Origin of the sequence: Cellulomonas sp. McL0617 (genome assembly GCF_049994875.1) — a bacterium.
Lineage (GTDB): Bacteria > Actinomycetota > Actinomycetes > Actinomycetales > Cellulomonadaceae > Cellulomonas.
In genome coordinates this window covers 2438064-2463033 of sequence record NZ_CP188256.1, presented here as the reverse complement: position 1 = coordinate 2463033, position 24970 = coordinate 2438064, and the positions used below count along the sequence as shown (strand labels likewise).

Annotated in this window: 19 protein-coding genes, 2 tRNA genes and 1 riboswitch; of the genes, 11 read left to right on the top strand and 10 right to left on the bottom strand. The window is 70.2% G+C overall.

Features of this window, described 5'->3' with window-relative positions; all coding sequences use genetic code 11:
- Window positions 1-201: 201 nt before the first annotated feature.
- From ACPPVS_RS11240 to ACPPVS_RS11230, 3 genes are all read left to right on the top strand, one after another.
- The gene (locus ACPPVS_RS11240; protein ID WP_426592351.1) at window positions 202-906 is read left to right on the top strand and encodes a phosphatase PAP2 family protein; all 705 of its coding nucleotides are present in this window, start codon (window positions 202-204) and stop codon (window positions 904-906) included.
- A gap of 13 nt (window positions 907-919) precedes the next feature.
- Complete coding sequence (locus ACPPVS_RS11235; protein ID WP_426592350.1) at window positions 920-1576, top strand: DedA family protein; 657 nt, start codon at window positions 920-922, stop codon at window positions 1574-1576.
- Window positions 1577-1652: 76 nt separating this feature from the next.
- On the top strand, window positions 1653-2690 hold the full coding sequence (locus tag ACPPVS_RS11230) for a hypothetical protein (RefSeq protein ID WP_426592349.1): 1038 nt from the start codon (window positions 1653-1655) through the stop codon (window positions 2688-2690).
- Window positions 2691-2728: 38 nt separating this feature from the next.
- On the opposite strand, the gene ACPPVS_RS11225 is transcribed toward ACPPVS_RS11230, so the two are convergent.
- Both ACPPVS_RS11225 and ACPPVS_RS11220 read right to left on the bottom strand, forming a co-directional pair.
- The gene (locus ACPPVS_RS11225; protein WP_426592348.1) at window positions 2729-3733 is read right to left on the bottom strand and encodes a hypothetical protein; all 1005 of its coding nucleotides are present in this window, start codon (window positions 3731-3733) and stop codon (window positions 2729-2731) included.
- Between the two features lie 267 nt (window positions 3734-4000).
- Window positions 4001-5188, bottom strand: a complete 1188-nt coding sequence (locus ACPPVS_RS11220) for an alkaline phosphatase family protein (RefSeq protein WP_426592347.1) — start codon at window positions 5186-5188, stop codon at window positions 4001-4003.
- A 299-nt stretch (window positions 5189-5487) separates the two neighbouring features.
- On the opposite strand from ACPPVS_RS11220, the gene ACPPVS_RS11215 reads away from it, so the two are divergent.
- The 5 genes from ACPPVS_RS11215 (at window position 5488) to ACPPVS_RS11195 (ending at window position 16673) form a co-directional block, all read left to right on the top strand.
- On the top strand, window positions 5488-6759 hold the full coding sequence (locus tag ACPPVS_RS11215) for a hypothetical protein (RefSeq protein ID WP_426592346.1): 1272 nt from the start codon (window positions 5488-5490) through the stop codon (window positions 6757-6759).
- A gap of 30 nt (window positions 6760-6789) precedes the next feature.
- Window positions 6790-8589: an SLC13 family permease gene (locus ACPPVS_RS11210; RefSeq protein ID WP_426592345.1), complete on the top strand. Its 1800-nt coding sequence runs from the start codon at window positions 6790-6792 to the stop codon at window positions 8587-8589.
- A gap of 30 nt (window positions 8590-8619) precedes the next feature.
- On the top strand, window positions 8620-10104 hold the full coding sequence (locus tag ACPPVS_RS11205; protein WP_426592344.1) for a leucyl aminopeptidase family protein: 1485 nt from the start codon (window positions 8620-8622) through the stop codon (window positions 10102-10104).
- 350 nt (window positions 10105-10454) lie between these two features.
- On the top strand, window positions 10455-14945 hold the full coding sequence (locus ACPPVS_RS11200; protein WP_426592343.1) for a DUF7507 domain-containing protein: 4491 nt from the start codon (window positions 10455-10457) through the stop codon (window positions 14943-14945).
- A 453-nt stretch (window positions 14946-15398) separates the two neighbouring features.
- Complete coding sequence (locus ACPPVS_RS11195; protein ID WP_426592342.1) at window positions 15399-16673, top strand: DUF4157 domain-containing protein; 1275 nt, start codon at window positions 15399-15401, stop codon at window positions 16671-16673.
- 576 nt (window positions 16674-17249) lie between these two features.
- Here the strand turns inward: ACPPVS_RS11195 and ACPPVS_RS11190 are convergent.
- From ACPPVS_RS11190 to ACPPVS_RS11170, 5 genes are all read right to left on the bottom strand, one after another.
- Window positions 17250-18236: a phosphotransferase family protein gene (locus tag ACPPVS_RS11190; RefSeq protein WP_426592341.1), complete on the bottom strand. Its 987-nt coding sequence runs from the start codon at window positions 18234-18236 to the stop codon at window positions 17250-17252.
- Between the two features lie 51 nt (window positions 18237-18287).
- A complete protein-coding gene (locus tag ACPPVS_RS11185) occupies window positions 18288-18704 on the bottom strand; it encodes a hypothetical protein (protein WP_426592340.1) in 417 nt (138 codons plus the stop codon).
- Window positions 18705-18908: 204 nt separating this feature from the next.
- A tRNA-Asn gene (locus tag ACPPVS_RS11180) sits at window positions 18909-18981 on the bottom strand.
- 45 nt (window positions 18982-19026) lie between these two features.
- Window positions 19027-19539 (bottom strand): hypothetical protein, encoded by a 513-nt coding sequence (locus ACPPVS_RS11175; RefSeq protein ID WP_426592339.1) that lies wholly within the window; start codon window positions 19537-19539, stop codon window positions 19027-19029.
- A gap of 26 nt (window positions 19540-19565) precedes the next feature.
- Window positions 19566-19640, bottom strand: a tRNA-Ile gene (locus ACPPVS_RS11170).
- Between the two features lie 463 nt (window positions 19641-20103).
- Window positions 20104-20178: riboswitch (cyclic di-GMP riboswitch) on the top strand.
- A 16-nt stretch (window positions 20179-20194) separates the two neighbouring features.
- Between ACPPVS_RS11170 and ACPPVS_RS11165 the strand changes: the two genes are divergently transcribed.
- Window positions 20195-20410 (top strand): BldC family transcriptional regulator, encoded by a 216-nt coding sequence (locus ACPPVS_RS11165; RefSeq protein WP_426592338.1) that lies wholly within the window; start codon window positions 20195-20197, stop codon window positions 20408-20410.
- A 72-nt stretch (window positions 20411-20482) separates the two neighbouring features.
- Here the strand turns inward: ACPPVS_RS11165 and ACPPVS_RS11160 are convergent, their stop codons facing one another.
- Genes ACPPVS_RS11160 through ACPPVS_RS11150 form a run of 3 tightly spaced genes read right to left on the bottom strand, consistent with a single transcriptional unit; the run spans window position 20483 to window position 23683 of the window.
- Complete coding sequence (locus tag ACPPVS_RS11160; protein ID WP_426592337.1) at window positions 20483-21025, bottom strand: TetR/AcrR family transcriptional regulator; 543 nt, start codon at window positions 21023-21025, stop codon at window positions 20483-20485.
- A 29-nt stretch (window positions 21026-21054) separates the two neighbouring features.
- Window positions 21055-23010 carry a YhgE/Pip family protein gene (locus ACPPVS_RS11155; RefSeq protein ID WP_426592336.1) on the bottom strand — a complete coding sequence of 652 codons (1956 nt, stop codon included), beginning with the start codon at window positions 23008-23010 and terminating at the stop codon, window positions 21055-21057.
- Between the two features lie 13 nt (window positions 23011-23023).
- A complete protein-coding gene (locus ACPPVS_RS11150; protein WP_426592335.1) occupies window positions 23024-23683 on the bottom strand; it encodes an ATP-binding cassette domain-containing protein in 660 nt (219 codons plus the stop codon).
- Between the two features lie 134 nt (window positions 23684-23817).
- Between ACPPVS_RS11150 and def the strand changes: the two genes are divergently transcribed.
- Both def and ACPPVS_RS11140 read left to right on the top strand, forming a co-directional pair.
- Window positions 23818-24306 (top strand): peptide deformylase, encoded by a 489-nt coding sequence (def, locus tag ACPPVS_RS11145; protein WP_426592334.1) that lies wholly within the window; start codon window positions 23818-23820, stop codon window positions 24304-24306.
- 131 nt (window positions 24307-24437) lie between these two features.
- Entirely contained in the window at window positions 24438-24938 is a 501-nt protein-coding gene (locus ACPPVS_RS11140) for a DUF3145 domain-containing protein (protein ID WP_426592333.1), read from the top strand.
- Window positions 24939-24970 lie beyond the last annotated feature (32 nt).

Sequence of the window (24970 nt, the reverse complement as noted above, 5' to 3'; positions counted from 1 at the left end):
TCGCTCGAGCGCTGTGGGCGTCGGAACGAAACGTAACGCTGATACGTTTAGGTGAAAAGCCAGGGGCGGGCGTCGTCTGCGGCACGGGCCCTTGCTCGAGCGTCCGCGCGAGCTCTGAGGACCGGCTGGGACCGCGACTCAGACGTTTCTCAGGGGTCGGCAGGCAGGCTGGGAAACCCTGCAACGATCGGAAGTCCTGGTATGCCCTACGTGCGCCGCTGGCCCGTGCTCTCCTGCTCGCTGCTGGCTGCCGCGCTGCTCCTGGGGTTCGTCGCCGCTGACACCCACGTGCTCCAGCCCCACGGGCTGGCCATCGACGAGGCGATCGCGTCCGGGTGGCGTTCGCCGGTCCTGACGGCCGTGATGCTCGCGGTCAGCACCCTCGCGTCCCCGGTCGCGGGCGTCCTCTATCTCGTCGTGTGGACGGTGGTCCTGCTGGCCCGGCGTCGCCCCGTCGCGGCCGTGAGCACGTTCTTGGTGGTGGCGGTCGGATGGAACTCGGCGCTGGTCGTCAAGGCGATCGTCGGGCGCGCGCGGCCGCCGGCCGACCTCGTGCACGCACTCGCACCCGAGACCGGCCCGACCAGCTACCCGAGCGGTCACACGGCCCTCGCCGTCTCGCTGGCGGCGGCAGCGTGGTTCCTCGCCCGAGGCACCCGATGGTCGCGCCTGGTCGCGTGGTGCGGTGTCGCGTTCATTGCCCTGGTGGGCTTCTCACGGTTGTATGTCGGCGCGCACTACCCGGGCGACATCGTCGGCTCGGTGCTCGTATCGACGAGCGCGATCGTCGCGTTGACCGGCCTGTGGCACATCGTGCTGCGGCCGCGGCTGGGGTCGATCCCGCTGATCTCGCCGCTCCTGGCGCGCTTCGGACCGCTTGCGCCCGTGGGGGCCACGCCGTCATGAGCGGCGTCCAGACATGAGTGGCCGGGTCGCAGCGTGGCTGGCGAGCATCCCAGCCGCCTATGTCTACGCGGCGGTGTTCGCTCTCGTCTTCGCCGAGGACGCACTGTTCTTCGGCTTCGTCCTGCCGGGGGAGACCGCCGTCGTCGTGGGTGGTGTGCTGGCCAGCAGAGGTCACATCTCGCTGGGGGCCCTGATCCCCGTCGTGGTTGTCGCGGCGATCGCCGGCGACAGCGTAGGGTACGAGATCGGCCGACGCGCCGGCCCGCGCATCCTGGACTCCGCACTTCTGCGCGATCGTCGGGCCGCCCTGGCTAAGGCCGAGCACCTCCTGCGGACACGCGGAAGGACAGCGGTCTTCATCGGAAGGTTCGCGGCCTTCTTTCGCGCGACGATGCCCGCGCTCGCCGGCAGCGCACGGATGCCCTACCGACAGTTCCTCCCGGCCAACGCGGCGGGCGGCTTGGTCTGGGGCGTGAGCAACGCTGTGCTCGGGTACTTCGTCGGCAGCGCCTACGCCCATGCGGCCTCGCTCATGGGCCAGGGCATCGCCGTGGGCCTCCTGATCGCAGCGATCGCAGCGCTCGTGATCTGGCGCCGCAGACGTCGCCGAGGTGGCGCCGGGGAGACGGTGCGGGTCGACGCCCATGAGCGGCACCACGTCGACCGGTGATGGACGCGACGTGACACTCCCGTTCAGCGTCGAGCACGTGGGTGCAGGTGAGGTGAACCCGTGGGATGGAGGACCGATGCACCGACCGCGCCGCGTCGTCGTCGCCGCCGTCCTCGGGTTGGCGCTGGCCCTCGCCGCCGGATGCACCGGCGTCACCCCGAAGCCCGCATCGTCGGCAGGTTCTGTCGCGGTGGGCAGCCCGACGGCGACCATGGAGCCGTCGGTGTCGACGCCCAGCCCCGTCTCCGCGCACACGCTGGGTGTGACCCCGCTCCCGGTGAGGCTCCCCACCCCGGTCTCCCGGCTCGTGGCGTTGGGTGCGGGGGATCAGTTGCTCCTGCTCGGTGGCCTCAGCACCACCACCACGACCAGCGTGCTGTTGGTCTCGCCGGGCACGGGCACGGTCAGCGAGGTCGCGCACCTCGCTCAGGCCACGCACGACGCCGGTGGCGCGGTCCTCGGGGGCCGCGCGGTGGTCATCGGCGGAGGGACCAGAGCCTCCATCACAGATGCGCAGTCTGTAGCCCTGAGCGGTGGTGCGGTGGCGATCAGCGGGCACCTGCCCGAGCCTCGGTCCGACCACGCGGTGGCCGCCGACGCGACGACCGCCTACGTCGTCGGTGGCTATACCGGGAGCACGGAGCTGCTGGACATCCTTGCCACGACCGACGGCTCGTCCTTCACGGTGGCGGCGCGGCTTGCCGAGACCGTCCGCTACCCGGCTGCCGTCGTTTCCGGGTCGGTCCTGTGGGTCTTCGGCGGCGTTCATCAGGGATCGGTGACCGACGACATCCAACGCATCGACCTCACGACCGGCGCCGTGAGCATCGCAGGTCACCTGCCCGGTCCGCTCTCGCATGCGGCGGCCACGGTTCTCGATGGCACGATCCTCGTGATGGGCGGCACTGACGGCCAGACCCACCAGAGCACGATCTATCGGTTCGACCCGGCCACGATCTCGGCCGCCTCCGTCGGCGCGCTGCCGGCGCCGACCTCCGACATGGCAGTCGCCGTGCTGGCCGGCGGCGCGTACGTCGTGGGCGGCGAGACCGCGGATGCGCAGGGGAGTGTCACGAAGCTCGACACGATCGTGCGCCTGCAGTACTCCCACTGACCGCTTGCAGTTCAGAGAGGTACTCGGGGCCGGACTGCTCACCAGAAGCCCGGGGGCGCCTGGTTCGTGCCGACAGTGTCCGCGTAGGAGTGCGGTGGCACGGGGTCGAGCCCATCAGGGGTGTTCAGGTAACCAGGTCCGCTGCCGGCGACGCCGGTGTGGCCGTACTGCCACACGATCGCGTTCCGCACCGGGTCGAGCACGAGCACGCGGTGGTTGTCGTCGTCGTTGAGCAGGATGTCCCCGTTGGGCAGCCCGACCGCGAGCGACGGGTGGTTCAGCTTCCCGTTCCCGCTGGTGGGGTTCCAGCGCCACAGCGCCGTGCCGGCCTGGTCGAAGACGACCACCTGTCCGGGGTCCTGGTAGCTGACCGTGAGGTACTGGCCCGGCTTGTACTGGTTGGTGTCGGACGGGTACGTCATCGCGGGCGGGTGCGTGCTCCAGTACACCGTGCCGGCGCGGTCGATCTCGTCGACCCAGTTCCCGCGGATCTCGGTGACCAGGAAGTGGCCGTTCGGCAGCGGGAAGACGCCGTTCGGGCTGCCGTACCGGGTGGGCAGGTCGTGCGCGCAGACGCCCGGCGCGCCGAGGGCCCACACCGGCCCGGCTGAGGTGGGCGACACATCGACCAACCGGCAGTTCTTGATGTCGGCGGCAACGATGGTTCGGTCGGGCAGCATCATCGCGTCGTCGGGGTTCCACAACTGGTTCGGGCCCGATCCATGCATCCCCGGGGTGCCGTACCGCCAGACGATCTTGCGGGTGGCGATGTCAATCTCGGTGATGACGAAGTCGTCCTCCTGCGTCGCGATGATGCCCTTGCCGTCGGGGGTGAAGAAGACGTCGTCGGGGATCACGAATGTCTCACCCGCCGCGAGGTCGCCCGGCTGTGGCCACTGCCAGAGCACCTGGCCCAGGGGGCTGACCACCACCAGGCTGTTGTTCCTCTTGTCGGCGATGATGATCGGCCCCGGCAGAACGCTCGGGTCCGATCCGGGGGCCAGGTCGCCCGGGTCTGCGGGTGCGGCCGCCGGGGGCCACACAGGCGCCGGGCTCGGCGCGGGCGGAGGCGCAGCCGATTTGGTCGGAGCCGAGGCAGCCTCGGTGGCGACGGTCGGCGACGGTTGAGGGCCGTGCGTGGGGCTGCAGGCGGCGACGAACAGCTCCAGCGCCACGGCCGCGCTCGCAAGGGCGCACAACCTCCACGTGCGCCCTGCCGGCGACCAGCGGCGCGCGATTCCGCTGACCCACGGAGCTTCCACAAGGGCAAGGTAGCCGAAGCCCGCGGGCGTCCCGGATCGTCACCGGCCTTAGGGGTGCGGCTGGGGCGGTCGAGGGGGTTTGGGGTGCACGACGGCGTCGGTCGGGGCCGGCAGGACAGTGCCGTCCAGCGTCACCAGGGCGGGCATCGGCTGGCCGACCGGACCGGACCACGGGGCCGGTTTCCGCGGGGTCGGGGTGGGGTTCGGTGGCGTTGGTTGGCTGATGGCGCCAGGCGCTGGTGGGACCGGTCGCCTCAGCTCGGGGTCGACGAAGCCGGCCATGGACGGTGCGATGTCCACGCGCGGCACACCCATAGGAGGCAGATGCAGCAGGTCGATGATCGTCTTGGGGATGGAGGCGTGGGAGTGCCACTGCGGGTCGATCGCCTGGGCGACCTGGCCGCCGAACATGAGCAGCGGAATCCTGGACCCGCCGATCACCTGGAACCCTTCCGGGTGGAGGGCGTCCGGCACGGTCTCGATGGCGGGGGTAGGTACCGAGTCGGCATACCCGCCCCAGTCGTCCCAGGTCACGATGAACGTGGTGTCGTCCCACCCGCCTCCGTCGATCACGGCCTGCACGCGGGACCACACCAGGTCGTGACCCTTGGTGACGTAGTCGGGGTCGCTGACGTGGGGTGGGTGCTCGTCGTAACCGGCCGGGCTCCACACGTAGCAGATCTGGGGCAGCGTGCCTGCCAGTGCCATGGGGATGAAGTCCTTCGGGGGATGGACGTTCACCGCGCCGGCCGGGGTGTCCACGGCGGCGTAGAACTTGGTGGGGTATCCGCTCTGGTCGGGGAACGCTCCCCAGGACACTCCGGCGGACTGTGCCACGGAGAAGATCGACGGGATGTCCCAGGTGGGGTACGGGCCGACGAACGGCGGATTCTTCAGCGTGGGGGTCTGTCCTCCGATGGCGAGCATGTGCCCGGAGGTGGAGTTGGACCCTGCGCCGAAGTGGTGGTCGGCGAAGACGAACTCCTTGGCAACCCAGGAGTAGAACGGGATGACGGTGTCGTTGTCGACCTGTGCCGCCACGCCGGGATAGTCGCCGATCGCGTAGTGGACCCACGCGCTCCGGTCGTGGGGCTGGTCGAAGTTCGGCCCGAGGGTGAGCAGTTCTCCGTTGTTGGCGACCTCGGCGCCCCACGCAGCCATGGTCGGGAAGTAGAAGTCGGTCGTCTTGTTCTCCTGCAAGAACACGATCACCCGATGGGTGGTCACCTCGGCCATGGGAACCCCGCCTCCGATCAGACCAGCCACGCCCCGCGCCGCTCGTTCAGGCAACCACGCACCGGAGGGCGTCCGCTACCGGGGAGCACTCGAGTCGGAGCCGCCGGTGAAAGCAGCTTTTCCGACATGGCGGCCAGCATGTCCGAGAGGCCAACCGCCTCCGCAGCTGCGTGCGGTGCGCACCTCGCCGCCGGCCGGTTCGATAACGATCTCGCCACCACCCGCCACCTGCCGGGATCGCGTCCTTTGTGTGATTTGATCACCGGAGCAAGGGCCACAGCTCGGGCGAGGGGTAGTCGATGAATCCGGTGCTCGCGTTCGTCGTCGTCATGGCTGTGTGGACGGTCAGCGACCTGGTCGCGAAGAAGACCAAGTCGATCCTGTCGTCCCTCTTCGTCGCGTCGCTGATCTTCCTGGTCGGGTTCCTCACCAACGTGTTCCCCGACGACCTGTTGTCGGCCTCGTCGCTGCTGGCGCTGGCCGGGGTCGTGGTGGGGTTCATCATCGTGCACCTGGGCACCATGATCAGCCTGGACGACTTCAAGAAGCAGTGGCGCACCCTGCTCATCGGTGTCGCGGCCGTCGTCGGCATCGGGGTGTCCCTGCTGGTCGCGGGGCTGATCTTCGGAGGCGGGCACCAGCCGGGGGCGTACGACGCCGTCGCGTCGCAGCCGCTGGACTACGTGATCGCGGGCGTCGGCGCCGTGAGCGGCGGGACGATCTCCGTCCTCATCATCCAGGAGGCGGCCTTGGGGGTCGGGCTGACCTCGGTCGCGATCTTTCCTGTGCTGATCGTGGCCCTCCAGGGGCTCATCGGCTTCCCGCTGTCGTCGGTGATCCTGCGTCGGGAGGCGGCCCGGATCAAGGCGGAGCTCAGGGCCGCGAAGCTGGTCGAGGTCACGGCGAACGTCGCAGGTGCACCGGCCGCCGGAGCGATCCCTGCGGACCCGACCGCCGCAAGCGACGAGGCTGCGCCGGTCGAGCCCGACGTCGGTCGCCTCCCCGCGGCGCTGCGGACCACCCCGGGCACGCTCATGGTCGTCGGCCTCACCGTGCTGGTCGCGATCGGGGCCAACAACCTCACCGACGGCGTCCTCAACACCTTCGTCGTCGCCCTGATCCTGGGCATCACGCTGCGCACCACGCGCGTCTTCAAGGCGTCCGTGCTGGCGGGGATCGACTCGCTGGGCCTGATGATGCTCGCGATCCTCATCCTGGTGTTCGGGCCGCTCGCGACTGTCCAGCTGTCGGACCTCGCGAGCCTCGCCGGCCCGCTCGCGCTCGCGTTCGTGTTCGGCATCGCCGGGATCGTCGGCTTCACGATGGTGGTGGGCAAGCTCCTGGGATACAGCGTCCCGATGTCGATCGCGATCGGCCTGACCTCGCTGTTCGGGTTCCCCGGCACGATGATCCTGTCGCAGGAGGCTGCGCGTGGGGCCGGCGAGACGCCCGAGGAGGTCGCCGCGATCGAGGGGCAGATCCTGCCCAAGATGATCGTCGCCGGGTTCTCGACCGTCACCATCACGTCGGTGATCGTGACGAGCGTCATCGCCGGGCACATCGGCGGATGACACCGCGGCAGCGTGCGGGGGGTGGTGCGCGTGTCTGACGCCGCCGTCAGCCTGCTGATCCTTGGTGGTTGCGTCGGCCTCTTCGTGTGGAACCGGCTCTCGGTCGGCGTCGTCGCGATCGCGACGGCTCTCGCGCTGTACGCGACCGGGCTGATCGACGCGACGCAAGCGGTCGCGGGTTTCGGCGACCCGGTCGTGATCTTCATCGCCACGCTGTTCGTGATCAGCGAGGGGCTGGAGGCGTCCGGGGTGACGGCATGGGCCGGCCAGCAGCTCATCGAGCGTGCGGGGACGGCCCGCAACCGCCTGCTGGTCGCGCTCATGCTGCTCGCAGCGGTCATGGCTGCGCTCGTCACGCCGAACGGGGCAGCCGCGGCGATGCTGCCCGTCGTCGTGCTCGCGGCTCGTCGGTCCGGGCAGGCGACGTCGCAGGTCCTCATGCCGCTGGCGTTCGCGGCGAGCGCGGGGGCGCTGCTGGTGCTGAGCGGCAGCCCGGTGAACGTCATCGTCGCGGACACCTTGAAGACGCAGACCGGCGCGCCGTTCGGGTTCTTCGAGTTCGCACTCATGGGCGTGCCGCTGGTCCTGGTCACGGTGATCGTCGCGCTGGTCGGCGGGCGCCGGCTGCTGCCGGACCGGTCGCCGTCGAGCCTGCCCGCGGACTACTCGGAGCACGTCGAGACGCTCGTGGAGCACTACGAGCTCGACATGGGGTTCTTCCGGCTGCGCGCCGAGGCGGGGTCCGACGTCCTGGGCCGACGAGGTGTCGACCTCGTCGTGCCGCAGGACGTGACGCTGATCGGCGTCCAACGCGCGTCAGGGGCGCCCGCGGCGGAGGACGACGTGCTGGCGATCGGCGACGTCGTCGTCGTGACGGGCAGCGGCTCCGGGATCGCGCTGATGGTCGAGCAGCACGGGTTCGCGGTCGCGTCGACGCCGTTGACCCGGGCGACGCGGGAGGCGCTGCTCGGTCGCGAGGTCGGCGTGGCCGAGGTGGTCGTGCGGCCGCGGTCCCGACTCATCGGCGAGGTCGCGTTCGCTGGGGTCGTCCGTGGGGGCGTGACGGTGCTCGGCGTGCGGCGGCTCGGGAAGGACCGCGGCGGCGACCAGCTGGTGCTCGCCGAGGGCGACTCGTTGCTGGTGCACGGAAGCTGGGAAGCCGTCGAGGCGCTCTCCGACGACCAGGACGTCCTGGTCGTCGACAGCCCGGAGCTCGTGCGACGCCAGACGGTCGCGCTGGGGCCGACGGCCTGGCGTGCGATCGCGGTGCTCGTGGTCACGGTGACGCTGCTGGCGACGGGGGTCGTCCCGGCGGCGATCGCCGGCCTGATCGGCGCCGCGGCGATGGTGGCCAGCGGCGTGGTGAGCCCGACCCGTGCGTACCGCGCGGTGTCGTGGCAGACCGTCGTGCTCATCGGCGGGCTGATCCCGCTGTCCGTCGCGATCTCGAGCAGCGGTGCCGCGGACCTGGTGGCGGGGTGGCTGGGCGACCTCGTCGGCGACGGCGGGCCGCGCGTGCTGCTCGCCGCGATCTTCCTGCTCACGCTGCTGCTGGGGCAGGTGGTGAGCAACACGGCGACCGTGCTCATCGTCGTCCCGATCGCCGTGGCCATGGCGGGGGACGCGGGTGTGGCGCCGGCCCCGGTGCTGATGCTGGTGGCGGTCGCTGGGGCGGCGTCGTTCCTCACGCCGATCGCGACGCCGGCCAACCTCATCGTCATGGGCCCGGGCGGCTACAAGTTCTCCGACTACTGGAAGCTGGGTCTGGCGACGACCGCGGCGTGGTTCGTCGTCGCCATCGGGCTCATCCCCGTCATCTGGTCCACGTGAGTCAACGAAGTGCCTGAGAGGAGTCCTGTCATGACCGTCGACCTGATCCCGTCGCGTGCCCTGCTCGCGGACGTCACGGTGAGTGTGGCGCCGCTCGAGGAGGTGAGGAACGCCCGAACGGCAGGTGTAGCCGTGGGGATCGGCAAGGACGTCCCCGACGTCGTGCCGCTGACCCGAGCCCGGCTGACCGAGTGGGGATTCACCGGGGCCGTCGGGCAGACGCTGGTGCTGCCTCGCGAGGACGGCATCGTCGTCGTCACCGGGGTCGGCGACGACCCGACGCCCGCCGCGCTGCGCGACGCCGCGGCCGCGTTCGCGAGGGGAGTGGGCCGGGATGATGTGCTCGTCACCGACCTCGCCTCCGTGGGGGCCGACCCGGGCGCTGCAGCGCAGGCGGTCGTCGAGGGCATCCTGCTCGGGCGGTACCGCTACGACGCGTTCAAGACCAACCCCGACGCGGTGCCCGTCCGAGAGATCGTGCTGCTGGTGGCCGACGCGTCGGCCGACGCGGCGCGGCAGGGCGCCGAACGCGGACTGGTGCTCGCCCGGGCGGCGTCGCTCTCGCGCGACCTGGCCAGCGCGCCCGCCGACTACCTCGACGCCCCGGGCCTTGCGGACATCGCCGTCCGGCTGGCGGGGGAGCACGGGCTCGAGGTGACGGTGCACGACAAGGCGGCTCTGGTCGCGATGGGCTGCGGGGGGCTCCTCGGGGTGAACGCTGGATCGGTGGTCGAGCCGCGGATGATCGTGCTGCGCTACGTGCCCGCCGGGGAGCCCACGGGGCACCTCGGGTTCGTCGGCAAGGGCATCATGTACGACTCGGGCGGCATCAGCCTCAAACCGTCGAACGCGATGCACGCCGCGATGAAGATGGACATGAGCGGGGCCGGCGCGGTCCTGGCGGCGATGACGGCCCTGGCCGCGTTGGAGGTGCCGACCGCCGTGAGCGCCTACCTGGCGTGCACGGACAACATGCCGTCCGGCAGCGCGACCAAGCTGGGCGACGTGCTCGTCTCGCGCAGCGGCCGCACGATCGAGGTGGTCAACACCGACGCCGAGGGTCGCCTGGTCATGGCCGACGCGATCGCGCTGGCGAAGGAGGACGGGGTCGAGGCGATCGTCGACATCGCGACGCTCACCGGGGCGTGCCTCGCCGCCCTCGGCACGCTGACGGCCGGGGTCATGGGCAACGACGAAGGCATGCTCGCGCTCGTCGAGGCATCAGCGGCGACGACCGACGAGCAGGTGTGGCGCCTGCCGCTCGACCGCCGGTACCGCAAGCAGCTCGAGTCCGAGGTCGCGGACATCAAGAACCTCGGCGGTGAGTTCGCCGGGGCGATCACCGCGGCGCTGTTCCTGGCGGAATGGGTGGAGGGCACGCCGTGGGCGCACCTGGACATCGCCGGGCCGATGCGGTCGGACGTCGACGACGCCTGGCGGACGAAGGGCGCGACCGGCTTCGGGGCGCGGCTGCTGGTCGATGTCGCGGCGGGGTTCTCGTCCGGCTGGCGCTGATCGGGTCGCTGCGGAACTCGGCCGTCTCGTCGACTGCGTCGGTCGGCGACACTCTGCCGCGTGCAGAGCGTTCCCGCTGACCTCAAGCTCGAGCTGACGGCTCCGTTTCCGTGGCAGCCGAAGCTCCGCGCTCTCGGTCGTGGAGACGCGACTTTCTGAAACCGAGCCTCGCGGCACCGCTGATAATAGGTTTGCCGACCCGCATCGGCGCAATAGCGCGACCCGCGGGAGCAACCGACCAATGAGGCACGTAAAAGAGTCAAACAAAGAATTGTGGTGGGACTGCTGATGCATGGCGCCAAGGGTGGCGCCCGAGTAGGGTCAGGTCGGCAGCGGAAGGCGGTGAATCGGTGCGCGAAGGGAAGGCGACCGCGGTATCGCTCATCGCTGTCCTCGTCGCCATATGTGCCCTGGCTGTCATCGCGCCACCCGCTTCTGCGGACCCTCCGACGGGCGGGACGACCATCGTCGGGGAGACATTCACCGGTTCGTCCGTCGCTGATCCGTCCTGGACGGTGCAGGGAGACGCCTGCCTGACCGGTGCACCGGCGACGGGCGCCCCGCCGGCAGGTTCGGCGAGCATCCCGAACTGCTCAGCACACCGAGCCGGCGGCAGCATCCTTCCCGGTGTCGGAGTCCTGCCCGGCTACCTGCAGCTGACCGACCAGAGCGGAAACGCCCGCGGCAGCATCCTGTACAACAAGCCGATTCCCTCGACCGCAGGCGTGTCCATCACATTCGACCAGTTCCAATATGGCGGTAACGGGGCAGACGGTATCGGCTTCTTCCTCGTCGACGGGTCAACATCGTTGACGGTGCCGGGAGGGTTCGGGGGCAGTCTCGGATACGCGCAGCGTAACGACGAGCCGGGAATCGTCGGGGGTTATCTCGGCGTCGGTCTGGACGCTTACGGGAACTTCTGGAACGACGGCGAAGGGCGAGGTACCGGATGCCCTGTCGGACAGCGTTCACCGACGACTGCGACCGGTCCGATCGCCCCGAACGTGATCTCTCTCCGCGGGCCCGGGTCGGGTCTCATCGGCTACTGCCTGCTCGGGGCGACCGTCCCCCAGCCGGTGACGAATCCGACCAGCCCGGGAACGACGCTGAACGGCGGAACCGGCACGCTCCGCGCTTCTACGCTGAGCGCATCCCTGCGTAGCGTGAACATTCAGGTGACGCCCGTGACGGTGGCGAACCCGATACCGCGGGTCATCGTGCAGATGCGATACACCCCGACCGGGCCGTGGATCACCGAGCTGAACATTCTTGCGCCGCCGAACACCCCGACGACCTACAAGTTCGGCCTGTCCGCATCGACAGGCGGCAACAATGACGTGCATCTCATCCGGGCGGCACAGATCCAGAGCATTCTGCCGCTGCCCCAGCTGCAGCTCGCGAAACAGGTCGATCGCACAGCGGGCACCTTGCCCGCTGTCATCACCCCGAACACCGTCATCCCCTACCAGTACACGGTGACCAACGCCGGGAGCATTCCGGTCAGCAGCCTGAGCATCACTGACAGCCTCATACCGAGCGCGAACATCGTCTGCCTGCTGACGACACTGCAACCGGCCCCAGCGCTGGGCTCGACGACGACGTGCAAGGGTTCGTACACGGTCACGACCGCTGACGCCGCCGCGGGACAGGTGGACAACACGGCGACCGCGTCAGCGACCAGCACGGGCGGCCCGGTGGTGTCGCCGCCCGCAGCTGTGAGCGTGCCGCTCACGACGGCCATCACCCTGACGAAATCTGTGGTCACCCCGCCGCCGTACTCCATCGGACAGCAGGTCGGTTACCAGTTCGTGGTGCGAAACACGGGGGGATCGACACTCACGACGTTCTCAGTCACCGACAACCGGATCGCGGCAGGTGGGGTGATCTGCCCGCAACCGCAGCTGTTGCCGGGCGCGGACATGACCTGCACCGGCAGTCACCCGATCGCCGCGAGCCAGCTGAACGCCGCCGGTTTCCTGGTCAATACGGCGACGGTGACGGCGTCGACACCGCTCGGTCAGACGATCACCTCGGTGCCGGCGACCGCGACCATCCCGGTCGCCACCGATGTCGGGATCACCAAGACCGTGGATGACCAGACGCCGGTGCTCGGAAGCAACGTGGTCTTCACCCTCACGACCACCAACCACGGGCCGAGCGCAGCCACCGGGGTGGTGGTCACCGATCTGATCCCCAACTTCGGCCCGGACACCCGGCTCGAATACGTGTCCTCGGCACCGGCCGCGGGTACGACGTACAACGCGTTGACCGGGGCGTGGACGATCGGTGGGCTAGCCGTCAATGCATCGGTCGTCCTGACGATCACGGCGTCGGTGCATTCGACGACGGCGATCACGAACTCAGCCACCCGGACCGCAACCGACCAGATCGACATCAACTCCGCCAACGACAATGCGAGCGTCACGCTCAACCCGGTCGTACCGACGGCGGACCTCGCCGTCACGAAGACGGTGATCGGAAACTCGACCGTTCCGATCGGGGCGCCGGCGACATTCCGGGTCACCGTGCAGAATCTCGGTCCGTTCCCGTCGTCGAACGTCGCCGTGCAGGACACCCTGCCCGCCACCCTCGACTACGACAGCGCAGCATCGTCTGGCGACGGAAGCTACGACCCCGCTACCGGTCTCTGGACGGTCGGCTCCCTTGCGGTGGGCCAGGTCGCGACACGCGACTTCGTCGTCTCCGGCAACAACGTGGACACCTACACCAACCTTGCGGTCACCACCGGCGATTCGACGCCACCTGACCGGAATCCCTCGAACAACTCCGACTCCGCCTCGATCACCGTCCGCCCCCCGATCGCAGACCTCGCCATCGTCAAGAACGTCTTCCCTCAAACCGCCACCGTCGGCGACACCGTGACCTACCAGATGCAGGCTTCGAACCTGGGTCCGGAGACCGCGCTGAACGTGTCCGTCGACGACCTGCTGCCGCCGGGCGTGACGGTGACGGCCGCCACCGTCGACAGAGGAACGATCGACCTGGCGACGGGAACGTGGACCATCGGCACCATGGCGCCGGGGGATGAACTCTTGGCGGTCCTCACGGCCACCGTCATCGACGGGGGCACCCAGGTCAACACGGCCACGATCCGGTCGCCCATCGTGACCGATCCGGTGCCCGACAACAACTCGTCGTCGGCGACCCTGACCACCGCGCAGCCGACGGTTGACATCGGCGTCACCAAATCGCTCAACATCCTCCGGGGTGACCCGCCCACTCGTGTTCCGCTCGGTTCGACTGTCGATTTCACTTTGACGGCGACGAATCACCCGCTGACGACGCCCGCGACGGCAACCAATGTCCTCCTCAGAGATCTCCTTCCCTCGAACTTCACCTTCGTGTCCGCGACCGGCGCCGGCACCTATGACCCGGTGACCGGCGACTGGACCGTGGGAACCCTGGCGCCCGGGGAGTCCGCGATCCTCGTCATCCGGGCGATCGCCTCGAGCCCAGGACACACCACGAACACCGTCGGACTCGTTTCCTTGACCGAGAGCGACGCCGATCCCACGAACAACAGCGACTCGGTCGACATGGACATCCAGCGACTCGCCGACCTCGCCATTCAGAAATCCGTGACCCCGACGGTCGCGCGGCCCGGCCAGTCCGTGGTCTATTCGATCACCGTCACCAACAACGGCCCGAACGACTCCCTGCAGACATTCGCCTACGACCCGCTGATGCTGCACGCCGTGATCACCGGGGAAACCGTCCCACCGGGGACGACCTTCGACCCGACCACCCGAATCTGGACCATCGGCGCTCTCGCGAACGGCGCATCGGTGGTCTTGCAGGTCGACGTGCAGGTGGTGCTCGACGGCTGGTTCCAGAACCAGGTGGTCGTCGACGACAACGTGGTGTTCGACCCGGTTCTCGACAACAACGTCGCCACGACCCAGCTGCAGGTACCCAAGGCGGACATCGAGATCACCAAGTCGGTCAACACCCCGCAATCGCATGTCGGCGACCGGGTCACCTTCACCGTCGGGGCGACCAACTTGGGTCCCGACCCCGCCGGCCAGGTCGACGTCACCGATCTGCTCCCCGCCGGGCTGACCCTCGTGTCAGCCACCCCGACAGCGGGTGTCTACGACCCCGTCACCGGAGTCTGGAGCATTCCCGACGTGCAACCGATCGCGCCACCACCGGCGCAGTCGACGCCGCAGAACACCCTGACGATCGTCGCCACGGTCGACACTGTCGGAACCCTGACGAACACCGCATCCTCGGATCGATCCGCTTCGACACCGTTCGACCCCAACCTCGCGAACAACGCCCAATCAGCTGTGGTCGTCGCTGACCCGCGGCCCGCGACGCTCACCCTGGAGAAGTCCGTGTCGCCGGCCTCGGCCGCGATCGGGGCCACAGTCAGATTCACCTTGCTCGTGACCAACGCCGGGCCGGGGGACGCCGAGAACGTCGTCGTGAACGACCCGATGCCCGCAGGCATCGCGCCGCTGAGCGCCGACTCTGGCTGCACGATCACCGGCCAGACTGTGCACTGCCTCCTGGGCACCCTCGCCGCCGGAGACTCCGTGACCATCACGGTCAGGGCACGTCTTGACGGTCCGGGCGTCCTGACGAACGTCGCGTCGTCTACGACGACCTCCCCCAACCCGGACCCTGGGGCTGGAACAGCAGCGGCAGAAGTCACCGTCACCCCTCTTCCTAGTGATGGCGAAGGGAGCAGCGGGGTGCTGTCCGCGACCGGTTCCAATCCCGCTGGAGTGTTCGAACTCGCGGTCCTGTCACTCACGGCTGGCTTCGTCATGCTGGTGATCGCCGGCAGTCGGCGACGCCGAACCGAGAGGCCATGATCATTGGTTCGGGAGGAACCCGTCGCCCTTGCCGTTGACCCGAGCACGGGTCACGTGCGGTTCGGCGCACGCCCGGACTGGCCGCCCGGCGCTCTGTAGACGAGTCGGGCCAGGGCTCGGCGGCGAGCGCCGCCATCGGTGCCCCCCGCGCGGCGCGCGACGTCGGCCGTCTCAGGGGGCTCGCGGTCGGTCTCGATACCCGTGAGAACCCCGCCGGCTTCGTGCACCAAGCGGTTCGGAGAGGATGGGTCCGACACCGGGCGGTGCGCTCGTTGTCGCGTCGCTCGCGATCGGACCGGCCATCGCCCGGATGCCCACCGACCGCACGTGGGCGTACGAGCGCTGACGTCCTCCAGACCTAGAGGTGGCCATTGCCGCCACGGACGATTCGGCGGAGACTGCTGGGCACCGCGTCAGCACAGGGGGTTGCGACGCCACACCAGGGGGCATCGCATGGCGACCAGCCGCGCCGCACGCGTCCATAGCCGTGAGCCCCTCGAGCGGGCTCGCCCGTCGCGGCCGGCAGTGTCCGTCGCCGCAGGTCCCCGCTCCCCGTTCCCGATCTCCGGGCTCGTGCACCCGGTCCGACGCCTGAGCGAGGGCGACGACGCGCTGGGCGGGACCGCCGTGGTGCCCGAGACCGCGTCGGCCCTGGAACGGCTTCGCGGAGCCGGTGCGCGGCTGTCGGACTCGGTCGCCGGTCCGATGGGCGAGGCGATGGGTGCCGACCTGAGCGGCGTTCGCGTGCACGCCGATTCTCAGGCCGACCAGATCTCGCGCTCCCTGCAGGCCACAGCCTTCACCCACGGCCAGGACCTCTATTTCACGCACGGTACCTATTCACCCGAGACTCCCGCCGGGCAGCGGCTGCTGGCCCATGAGCTCGCCCATGTCGTGCAAGGTCGGTCCGGCGTGCACCTCTCGGCCGCGGGCGCGCCGACCATCGGGCGCGCAGCAGACCCGGCCGAGGCGGCCGCCGACGCGATCGCCGAGACCGCGCTGGCCCGGCTGCGCCGGAACCGTGGGACCGAGCGGGTGGCCGACGCCGAGGTCGGCGCGTTCGACGGAGCACCGGCGACCGGCGCGGCGCTCGCCCACGAGGTGGCTCGCACCGGGCAGCAGCAGACCGCGCCCGCCATTCGACGGATGACGACCACCACCGTGGGAAAGAAGAAGGAGACGGTGGAGGTGAAGACCCTCGCGCGGCTCAACGAGGTGATCGGCCAGCTGAAGATCGCCGGCGGTTCCATCTCCGTCGAGCTGATCGAGAGCAAGGCAACGTTCGCGGCGTCGCTGACGGACGCAGCGGTCGACAAAGCGGTGGCGGAGTCTGCCCTGGAAATCACGGCCAAGCTGAAGCAGAGCGACCTGATCACGGAACTCGTCAGTCGACTGAAAGCCCCGAAGGTTGCGCCCAAGCAGAAAGACCCGCTCGTCCTACGCACGGAGGCCGCGAAGGCGCTGAAGGCCAACAGTCCGGACAAGACCGGGGGGTCTTATCTCTGCGGCAAGGGCGACCAGCCGCATGTGCACCTCTACGCCGACGGGTTTCACCTGAAGAAGATCAACGGGATCGAGCGGATCAACGTGATCCAGAGCAACATCCTCTATCCCGATGGCATCAAGAAGGCACGGCAGGCCGCGACGGCCGATCCGCGTTCCGCCGAGATCCACATAGCCATCGACAAGTGCCTGCTGGCCCTCAAGGAGTCCCTGGACACGTACTGACCCAACCCCGACATTCGATTCATGTGCGCACCTCGGTATTCGTGCACATGACGACGAGGTCAGTCGCTGTCGCTTGCGCGAGCGGAAGTGCCGGAGGCGTGCCTAGCCCCACGGCCCGTCGTGCATGATCCGGCGGCCCGCCAGCTCAACGTCACGAAAGGGCCGGGCACGCCCTTTCATCACCGTTGGCGAGAAGCAGTAGGCCTGGTCCAGCGCACTCAGCCCGACGACCGTGGTGAGGATCGCCGCGGCCCAGAACACCGTGAACGCGTTCCCGCCGTACGCGCGGCGGTGGTGGTGTCGCCCCGACCGAGGCTGCGGGAGACGACCGAGGCGGCGCCGACTCCAGGGCCGTGGAGACGGCGCCGAGCAACAGCAGGAGCGGGGCGACGAGGTTGACGGCCGCCATCGCGGTCGCTCCGACCCCTCGGGCGACGAACCAGGCGTTGGTCAGGGCGTAGATGCCGTAGACGCCGACCGACAAGGTCGTCTGCGAGCGGGCGTGCCACAGCAGGCGCCCGAGCGGCTCGGTCCCGAGCGCGGTGGTGTGGTCGAGGCGCTGTCCGCTCGTCGTGGTCATGGCCGAGCGAGCAGCGCCATGATCTCGTCGAGCTGGGTGCGGGCCCAGTCGTACTGGTGGGCGTCGGTGTGGCCGCGGTAGACGGTCTCGATCACCATGATCAGGACCAGGTGCAGGCAGTACAGACGCCGGCGGACCCGCTCGTTCGCCGTCAGCTCCGGCCAGCCATAGCCGCGCATGAACGCGGTGGAGTCCCCGAATCCCGGCAGCTGGGAGGCGACGAACCCGGCCTCCATGAGCGGGTCCCCGTACAGCGCCCGCTCGTGGTCGATGATGCAGACGATCTGGCCGTCGCGGATCATCACGTTCGAGTCCCACAGGTCCCACTCGATGAACCTCGGCTCGGTGACCTCGTCCAGGACGTCCGCGTGCTCGGCCATCGTCTTGCGCACGACGTGGTAGTCCCAGCCGAGGTCGCCCCGGCGCAGCTCCCCGTCGCGCAGCACGTCCTCGACGATGCCGGTGAACACGACCCGCCACGACGGGTCACCCGGGCCGGCGAGGGGCCCGAACCACGGGCCGCGGATCGAGTTGAGCTCGCGGTTCGCCGCGCCGAGCTCCTCGTTGTAGTCCGCGACGACGCCGGGAGGCAGATCGTTCTTGACGATGCCGAGGTTGTCGCCGTCCACGAACGGCATGACGAACCAGTCGGCGCCGACCAGGTCGTGGCTCGTGTCGGCGAAGTCGATGTGCGGCACGGGCACGCCGGTGCGCTCGGTGATCATCCGCAGCGACTCGAGCTCGATGCGCATCGCACCGCGCTCGTAGGTCATCACCGGCACGTCGGCCGGCGGGGCGATCTTCATCACGACGTCGCGTCCGTCGCGCAGCGTCAGGCGGTAGGCCACGTTGAACCAGCCGTGCCCCAGCTCCGCCACCCAGTCGCCCGACGCGTCCGTGGGGACCTGGTCCGGTCCGTACGCCCGCTCGATCATCGCCCGCAGCGTGGTCAGGCTCTGTCGGTTCTTGGTGATGCTCTCCACGCGGCTCGGCTCCTTCGCTCGCGGCCCGGTGCCCGCAGACTATATGAATACTTACCGAGCGGTAAGCGAATGCTGCCGTCGGTCGCCGAATGGCCCTTGCGGATCGGCCGCCGCGGCTGGGCCCGGCGCTGCGATCACCTTGCTATCGCGTCGGAGGCGTCGGAGGCGTCGGAGGCGCCGGACGCACCGGACCACTTGACTGCGTCGGCCGGCGAGAGAGCTTCGAACGCGCTCGGTGAACACGCGGGGCCCCCAAGCGGCGTCGATCGCACGCTTGATCGACGGTCGTGCCGACCAGGCGTGCTGCGACCGGCCGGTCACCCTCCGGCCGACGTCGAACCTAGGAGCCGATTGGTTGGGCGCCGCCGCCGCGGTCGAGAGAGCCTCGACGTCCGCCGCCCGGATGCGGACCAGTCGCCTGCCAAGGCGGGTCGCCGGGAGCTCGCCGGTCGCGATCAGCCGGCGCACGAATCCGGGCGCCACCCTCAGCGATGCGGCGACCTCGGCGACCGCGAGACAAGGCTCGCGTGGGGCGATGACGCGGCTGCAGCGGAGCAACCGAACGTTCGGTGAGCGTCATCCGCGCGCTCCGCACAACGTGCTCGGGCCTAGCAAGTTCTCGAGGTACGGGCAGGGCCCCTGACCATTCGTGCAGGTCAGGGGCCCAATATGCTCCCTCGACTGGACTCGAACCAGTAACCGTCCGATTAACAGTCGGATGCTCTGCCAATTGAGCTACGAGGGATCGTGCGGGGAAAACTGTAGCAGCCGTCAGAGGGTGCTCCCGCACTCAGCGGGGGAGCCCGACGGCGTCGCGAACCTCGTCCTCCGCGGCGTCGACGACGGCCGCGACGGCCGGGTCGGAGAGGTCGACGGAGCCCTCGCCGAGCACCTGCGTGAACAGCTCGCCGTCCTCGCCGCGGCGTAGCGCGACCCGGATCCGCTGGCCGTCGGGCAGGGTCGTGGCGACGGCGTGGACGACGGACTGCTGGACGCGCTCGCGGAACGTCTGCGCGAACGCGGTGGACCCGGGGGCGTCGCCGAAGACGAACCGGGTGGTGCGCCCCCAGACCCACCGCACGCTCAGGGTGCGGGTCGCGGGGTCCATGGCGCCGTGGTCGATGTCGGACCACGGGTGGCGGGCGACGTCCTGGCCGGCGTCGAGCACGTGCAGCGCCAGCCGGCTGGCCACGACCCAGCGGTCGTCGGTCAGCTCCGTGCTGACCAGCACCGTGTCGCCGGGACGCAGCTCGAGGCGCGCCCGGACGGCGTCGGGGAGTCGTCGACGGGAGAACAGGGCCACGGCAGCACGGTACCCGCGTGGCGCGGTGCCCCAGGTCGGGCTTGAACCGACGACCTCTCAGATTATGAGTCTGGCGCTCTGACCGGCTGAGCTACTGGGGCACGCCGAACCCTACCGAAGGGGGCATCAGAGGGTGAACGGGCCGCGTGTCCGGCGGGAGGAAGCTGATCGCGCGTCGAGCCGCTCTACGGCGAACGGGTGAAATGCGCCACATGTCGGGGAGTCTGCCCCGGTCTGTCTCATCTGTCCGCCGAGGTCGTCGCACAGACGTCCGACGGCCCCGTCCCTCGGTAGGTCCACCACGAAACGGACACCCGACGATTAACTTCGACCGGCGACATATCTCCAGGTCAGAGGCTGTGCGCACCGCCGTCCGAGAGTTTCGCTCGCCGCACCGAGCGGCCGCAGGTGCGCCGTACGCCGATGCCACACGACGGGTGCCGGAGGGAAGGTGAACGGCCGCCGTCGTCCGGTTTCGGAGGGTTTGAATCACCCGTTTGCCCGCGAAACGGCGGTCACAGCTTGTTGCACACCTGTCCAGAACCGGGCATAGTTCCGGTTGTCAGCGACAAACGGCAAACCCGCTGCAAGGCGGGGACGCAAAGCCACGGGGCCCACGAGGCCAGCCGAGCTACCGAACGACAGGAGATCCATCATGGCTGTTACCACCATCGACGCCCCCCTCTCGCAGGGCGCCCTTCTCACCCCCGGTGAGGTTGCGGTCCTCTTCCGCGTCGACCCCAAGACGGTCACGCGCTGGGCCCAGGCCGGCAAGCTCTCGGCGGTTCGTACCCTCGGCGGCCACCGCCGTTTCCACGAGTCCGAGGTTCGTTCGCTGCTCACGGGTGTCCCCACGCAGCGCGGCGAGTGATCTCGACCAACGCCTGACGTCCTTCGGGACGAATGCCAAGAAGCCCGCCGGGAACGGCGGGCTTCTTGCGTCTCAGGCGATGGTTGCCAGGACCGCGTCGCGGACCTCGGCCTGCGTCCGGTGGGGCTGGAACACGAGCCACTCGAGCCCTGCCAGCAGCGTCGCGCCGAACAGGGCCGCGGCCGCGAGCAGAGCGTTGCGTTCCGGCCACGTCTCCGCGACGACGTCGGCGAAGGTGCCGATCGACTCGTCGCGCAGGTGCCGGATCGAGTCCTGCCAGCTGCGGCCCGTCCGGAACGACTCGGCGGCCATCAGCTTGGCGAAGTCCGGGTGCGCCTCGATCTGGGCGAGCAGCTCGCCCACGAGCGCCTCCAGGGCGTCGCGACCGTGCAGCCCGTCGGACGCGGACCGCAGTGCGGCGGTCAGCCGCCCGACGCCCTGGCTGATGATCGACTCGAACAGGCCGGCCTTGGAGCCGAAGTTGTAGAAGATGCTGCCCTTGGCGACGCCGGCCGCCGCCGCGATGTCGTCGACGGACGTGGCCGCGAAGCCGCGCTCGGCGACGAGCGCGAGCGCTGCCTCGACGATCTGCTCCCTGGTGCCCCCTGCGCGCATTGCCGCAGCCTCTCAGATCGCTCGGGCACTCATATGGTCAACGCCGGGTGAAGGCGGGAGACCGTCCAGGTCCGCATCCGGCCCGCCTTCCACGCCGTGACCGCCAGCGAGGCCAGCAGGACGGCGACCAGATAGCCGACGGCGACCCACAGCCGGGCGTCGGGCGTCCCCGTCACGAGGTCGCGCAGGCCCTGCACCGCGTAGGTCATCGGGAGCAGCGGATGGATCGCTTGGAAGAACGCCGGGGTCGTCTGCACCGGGTACGTCCCGCTCGCGGACGTGATCTGGAGCATGAGCAGGGCGATCGTCGCGACCTTGCCCGCGGCCGGCCCGAGCACCGCGATGAGCATCTGCTGCACGGCGAGGAACGCCGCGGCGACGAGCACGAGGAACGCGACGGTGCCCACCGGGTGGCCGATGCTCAGCCCGAGCCCGAGGGCGACCACGCCGAGCAGGACGGCGACCTGACCTGCACCGACGGCGACGGCGGGCAGGTAGCCGGCGATGGCGACGCGCCAGCCGGACGCCGGGGTGGCCAGCGCCCGCGAGGGCAGCGGGCGCAGCAGGAGCCACGTGATGATCCCGCCGACGAAGAGCGCCATGGGCAGGAACATCGGGGCGAAGCCCTCGCCGAGGCTGTCGGCGGTGGCCAGATCCGTCGTCGCGAGCTCGACGGGGTTCGCGATCGTCGTCGCCCGAGCCGTCCGCTGATCCGCGGAGTCGTCGGGGATCTGCGCGGCGCCGTCGGACAGACCGTCCGCGAGCTGGGCGGCTCCGTCGCCGACCTGCGAGGTGCCGGAGGCGACCCGTGCGGCGCCGTCGGCCAGCGCCGCCGTGCCGGTGGCCAGCGTGGCGGACCCGTCGGCGGCGTGCGCCGCGCCGTCCGCGACGCCCGTGGCCCCGCCTGCGAGCGTGGTCGCACCGGTGGCCAGGGTCTGCGCGGAGGCCGCCAGGGACCCGAGCCCGTCGTCGAGCGCCGCGGCGCCGGAGGCGACCTGCGCGGCGCCCGCATCGAGCTGCTGGAGCTGAGCGGACAGGGCGGCGGGGTCCGACGAGCCCAGCGTGGCCAGGAGGGCGGCGGCGTCCGCGTCGCCGGCGGAGGCTCGGGCGGTCAGATAGGCGCCCATCTGGGGGAGCAGCCCGCCGATCGTGCCGACCGTCGCGTGCACGCCGTCCGCGACCTTCTGCGCGCCGCCCGCGACGGCCCCGGCCGAGGCGTGGGCCGTGTCGGATCCGGCGGCCAGGCGGTGCGCCGCGTCGGCGAGGGTCGCACTGCCGGAGGCCACCTGGGCCGCGCCGCTGCCCAGGGTCGCCGTCCCGCCGGCGAGCGCGGCGGCCCCGTCACGCGCCTGCGCGGCACCGGTGGCCACCTGGGTCGCCCCGGCGCCGAGCTGCGTGGCCGCGGCGCGCAGCGAGACGGCACCGTCGGAGGCCTGCACCAGTCCCTCGCGGGCGGAGCCGAGGCCCACCAGCACCTGGTCGACCGCCTGCCGGCCCGCGGTCGCGGCGACCGCGTCGCGCACCTGCGTCATCGCCGAGCGGCCGAGCGTCGTGCCGATGAAGGAATTCGCGTCGTTGTAGGTGACGTCGATCCGTGCGCTGGTCGGCGTGTCCCCACCGGCCGAGGCGAGCGACGTCGAGAAGTCGGCCGGGATGGTGACGGCGAAGTAGTAGTCGCCGTCCTGCACGCCCGCGGCCGCGTCCGACGCGTCGGTCGGGTGCCAGTCGAGATCGCCGGCGTCGGTCAGCTGGGCGGTCAGGTCGGCGCCGGCGGTCAGCCGGGTGCCGTCCGAGGCGGGGGCGCCCGTGTCGGCGTCGACCAGCGCGACCGGCAGCCGGTCGAGGTGCGAGGTCGGGCTCCAGAACGCCCAGAGGTACAGGGCTCCGTACAAGAGCGGGACGAGCAGCATCGCCGCGACGGCCAGCCGGGGGAGCCGTCCGCGGCGGAACCGGCGGAGCTCGCCGCCCGAGGTCAGGGAGAGCATGGGGCGTCCTTCGTCAGTGGGTGAGGTGGAGCTGGGTGTGCCGGACGTACGGGGCGGCGGCGGCGCTGGCGGCGACGACGGTCAGCCCGTCGTCGGTCAGAGCCTCGAGGCGGTCCCAGACGAGACGGCGGCGGGCTGGGTCGTGCACCTGGTCGAGGTCGTCGACGACGAGAAGCCGGGGCCGCTGCGCCATCGCGAGGGCGATCCGCAGCAGGAGTGCCTCGACCTCGTCGAGATGCCAGACGACTGTCTGCGCCGCCGGCACCGGAACGTCGCCGAAGACGGGTGCGAGGAGCGCGTCGACGACACCCTGGTCCGGCCGACGCAGCCGTCGGTACCACGGGGACAGCCACGCGAGCCGCTCGCGGACGTGCTGCGCGACGGTGACGGACTCGTCGAGATCGTCGATCCCCGCGAACCCGGCGAGCGCGGCCTCCCGTTGCAGCGCGCCACGGTCGTCCGGCAGCGCGTGGCCGAGGACGACGAGGCTCGACGGCTCGTCGGGCACCATCCGGCCGGCGAGGGTGAGCAGCAGGCTGGTCCGACCGGACCCCTGCGGGCCGCGCACGACGGTGAGCTCGCCCGTGGCCACGTCGAGGTCGAGGGGGCCGTAGATCGCGCCGCGGTCGCCCGTCAGGGACAGTGCGTGCGCCTGGGCGGCGAGGACGGGCATGCGGGCTCCTTAAACTGACCGGTCAGTACAAAGCCTACCTCGCGGGCCGTTGCCGATGGCGGGCACGCGGCTGTCTCCCCGGTCACACAGGGTGCCGAACCTCGGCACCGCGCCGGTCATGAAAGGATCACCGCATGGCCATGCGAGAGATCCGGACCGTCGGAGACCCCGTCCTGCGCACCCCCTGCGACCCGATCACGACGATCGACGCGCGTGTGCGCGGTCTCGTCGAGGACCTCGTCGAGACCGTCGACACCGACGGGCGTGCCGGGCTGGCGGCCAACCAGATCGGCGTCGGCCTGCGGGCGTTCTCCTGGAACATCGACGACGAGGTGGGCTACGTGCTCAACCCGACGATCGTCGAGCTGTCCGAGGACGAGTACCAGGACGGCGACGAGGGGTGCCTGTCGGTGCCCGGCCTCTGGTACCCGACCCGACGCGCCTGGTACGCGCGGGTCGTCGGCACCGACCTCGACGGGAACGAGGTGGTCGTCGAGGGCACCGAGCTCATGGCCCGCTGCCTGCAGCACGAGGTGGACCACCTCGACGGGATGCTCTACCTGGACCGCCTCGAGCGATCGGTGCGCAAGAAGGCCATGCGCACCATCCGCGACCAGCTCTGAGCGCGGCAGGCTGGCGTTCGCGCGACTCGTCGTGCATGCTGGCCCCAGCACGCCGCGAGACTGTGTTGCTCGTCCGAACGCGTTGAGGTCGTTGGGGAAGACGAACCTCGAACCCCGTTCAGGAGGACGACATGGCAGGTGCGATCACCCGCGGTGTACTTTTCGTGCACTCTGCACCCCGCGCGCTGTGCCCTCACATCGAGTGGGCGGCCGGCAACGTGCTGGGCGGACGCGCGTCGTTCGACTGGACGGCGCAGCCCGCCGGACCGGACTTCTACCGGGCTGAGCACTCGTGGCAGGGAGCGCAGGGCACCGGCGCGCGCCTCGCGTCCTCGCTGCGCGGCTGGGCTCACCTGCGCTACGAGATCACCGAGGAGGCCAGCCACGGCGTCGACGGCTCCCGGTGGAGCCACACCCCGGAGCTGGGCATCTTCCACGCCGCGACGGACGTGCACGGCAACATCGTCGTGCCCGAGGACCGGATCCGCGCCGCCCTCGAGCACGCCGCGGACCCGCTGCGCCTCCGCACGGAGCTGGATCTCGCGCTCGGGCAGGCGTGGGACGACGAGCTCGAGCCGTTCCGGTACGCGGGTGCGGGCGCACCCGTGCGCTGGCTGCACCGGGTGGGCTGAGCCGGCGCGGCGTTCGGCTGCTGGACCTGCAC

Bases quoted from the DNA above. Each gene is read 5' to 3' on its own strand.
- ACPPVS_RS11155 (WP_426592336.1), bottom strand. From the start codon at position 23,010: ATGCTCTCCCTGACCTCGGGCGGCGAGCTCCGCCGGTTCCGCCGCGGA.
- ACPPVS_RS11240 (WP_426592351.1), top strand. From the start codon at position 202: ATGCCCTACGTGCGCCGCTGGCCCGTGCTCTCCTGCTCGCTGCTGGCT.
- ACPPVS_RS11230 (WP_426592349.1), top strand. From the start codon at position 1,653: ATGCACCGACCGCGCCGCGTCGTCGTCGCCGCCGTCCTCGGGTTGGCG.
- ACPPVS_RS11165 (WP_426592338.1), top strand. From the start codon at position 20,195: ATGGCTGTTACCACCATCGACGCCCCCCTCTCGCAGGGCGCCCTTCTC.
- ACPPVS_RS11140 (WP_426592333.1), top strand. From the start codon at position 24,438: ATGGCAGGTGCGATCACCCGCGGTGTACTTTTCGTGCACTCTGCACCC.
- ACPPVS_RS11205 (WP_426592344.1), top strand. From the start codon at position 8,620: ATGACCGTCGACCTGATCCCGTCGCGTGCCCTGCTCGCGGACGTCACG.
- ACPPVS_RS11150 (WP_426592335.1), bottom strand. From the start codon at position 23,683: ATGCCCGTCCTCGCCGCCCAGGCGCACGCACTGTCCCTGACGGGCGAC.
- ACPPVS_RS11235 (WP_426592350.1), top strand. From the start codon at position 920: ATGAGTGGCCGGGTCGCAGCGTGGCTGGCGAGCATCCCAGCCGCCTAT.
- ACPPVS_RS11220 (WP_426592347.1), bottom strand. From the start codon at position 5,188: ATGGCCGAGGTGACCACCCATCGGGTGATCGTGTTCTTGCAGGAGAAC.
- ACPPVS_RS11195 (WP_426592342.1), top strand. From the start codon at position 15,399: ATGGCGACCAGCCGCGCCGCACGCGTCCATAGCCGTGAGCCCCTCGAG.
- ACPPVS_RS11160 (WP_426592337.1), bottom strand. From the start codon at position 21,025: ATGCGCGCAGGGGGCACCAGGGAGCAGATCGTCGAGGCAGCGCTCGCG.
- ACPPVS_RS11215 (WP_426592346.1), top strand. From the start codon at position 5,488: ATGAATCCGGTGCTCGCGTTCGTCGTCGTCATGGCTGTGTGGACGGTC.
- def (WP_426592334.1), top strand. From the start codon at position 23,818: ATGGCCATGCGAGAGATCCGGACCGTCGGAGACCCCGTCCTGCGCACC.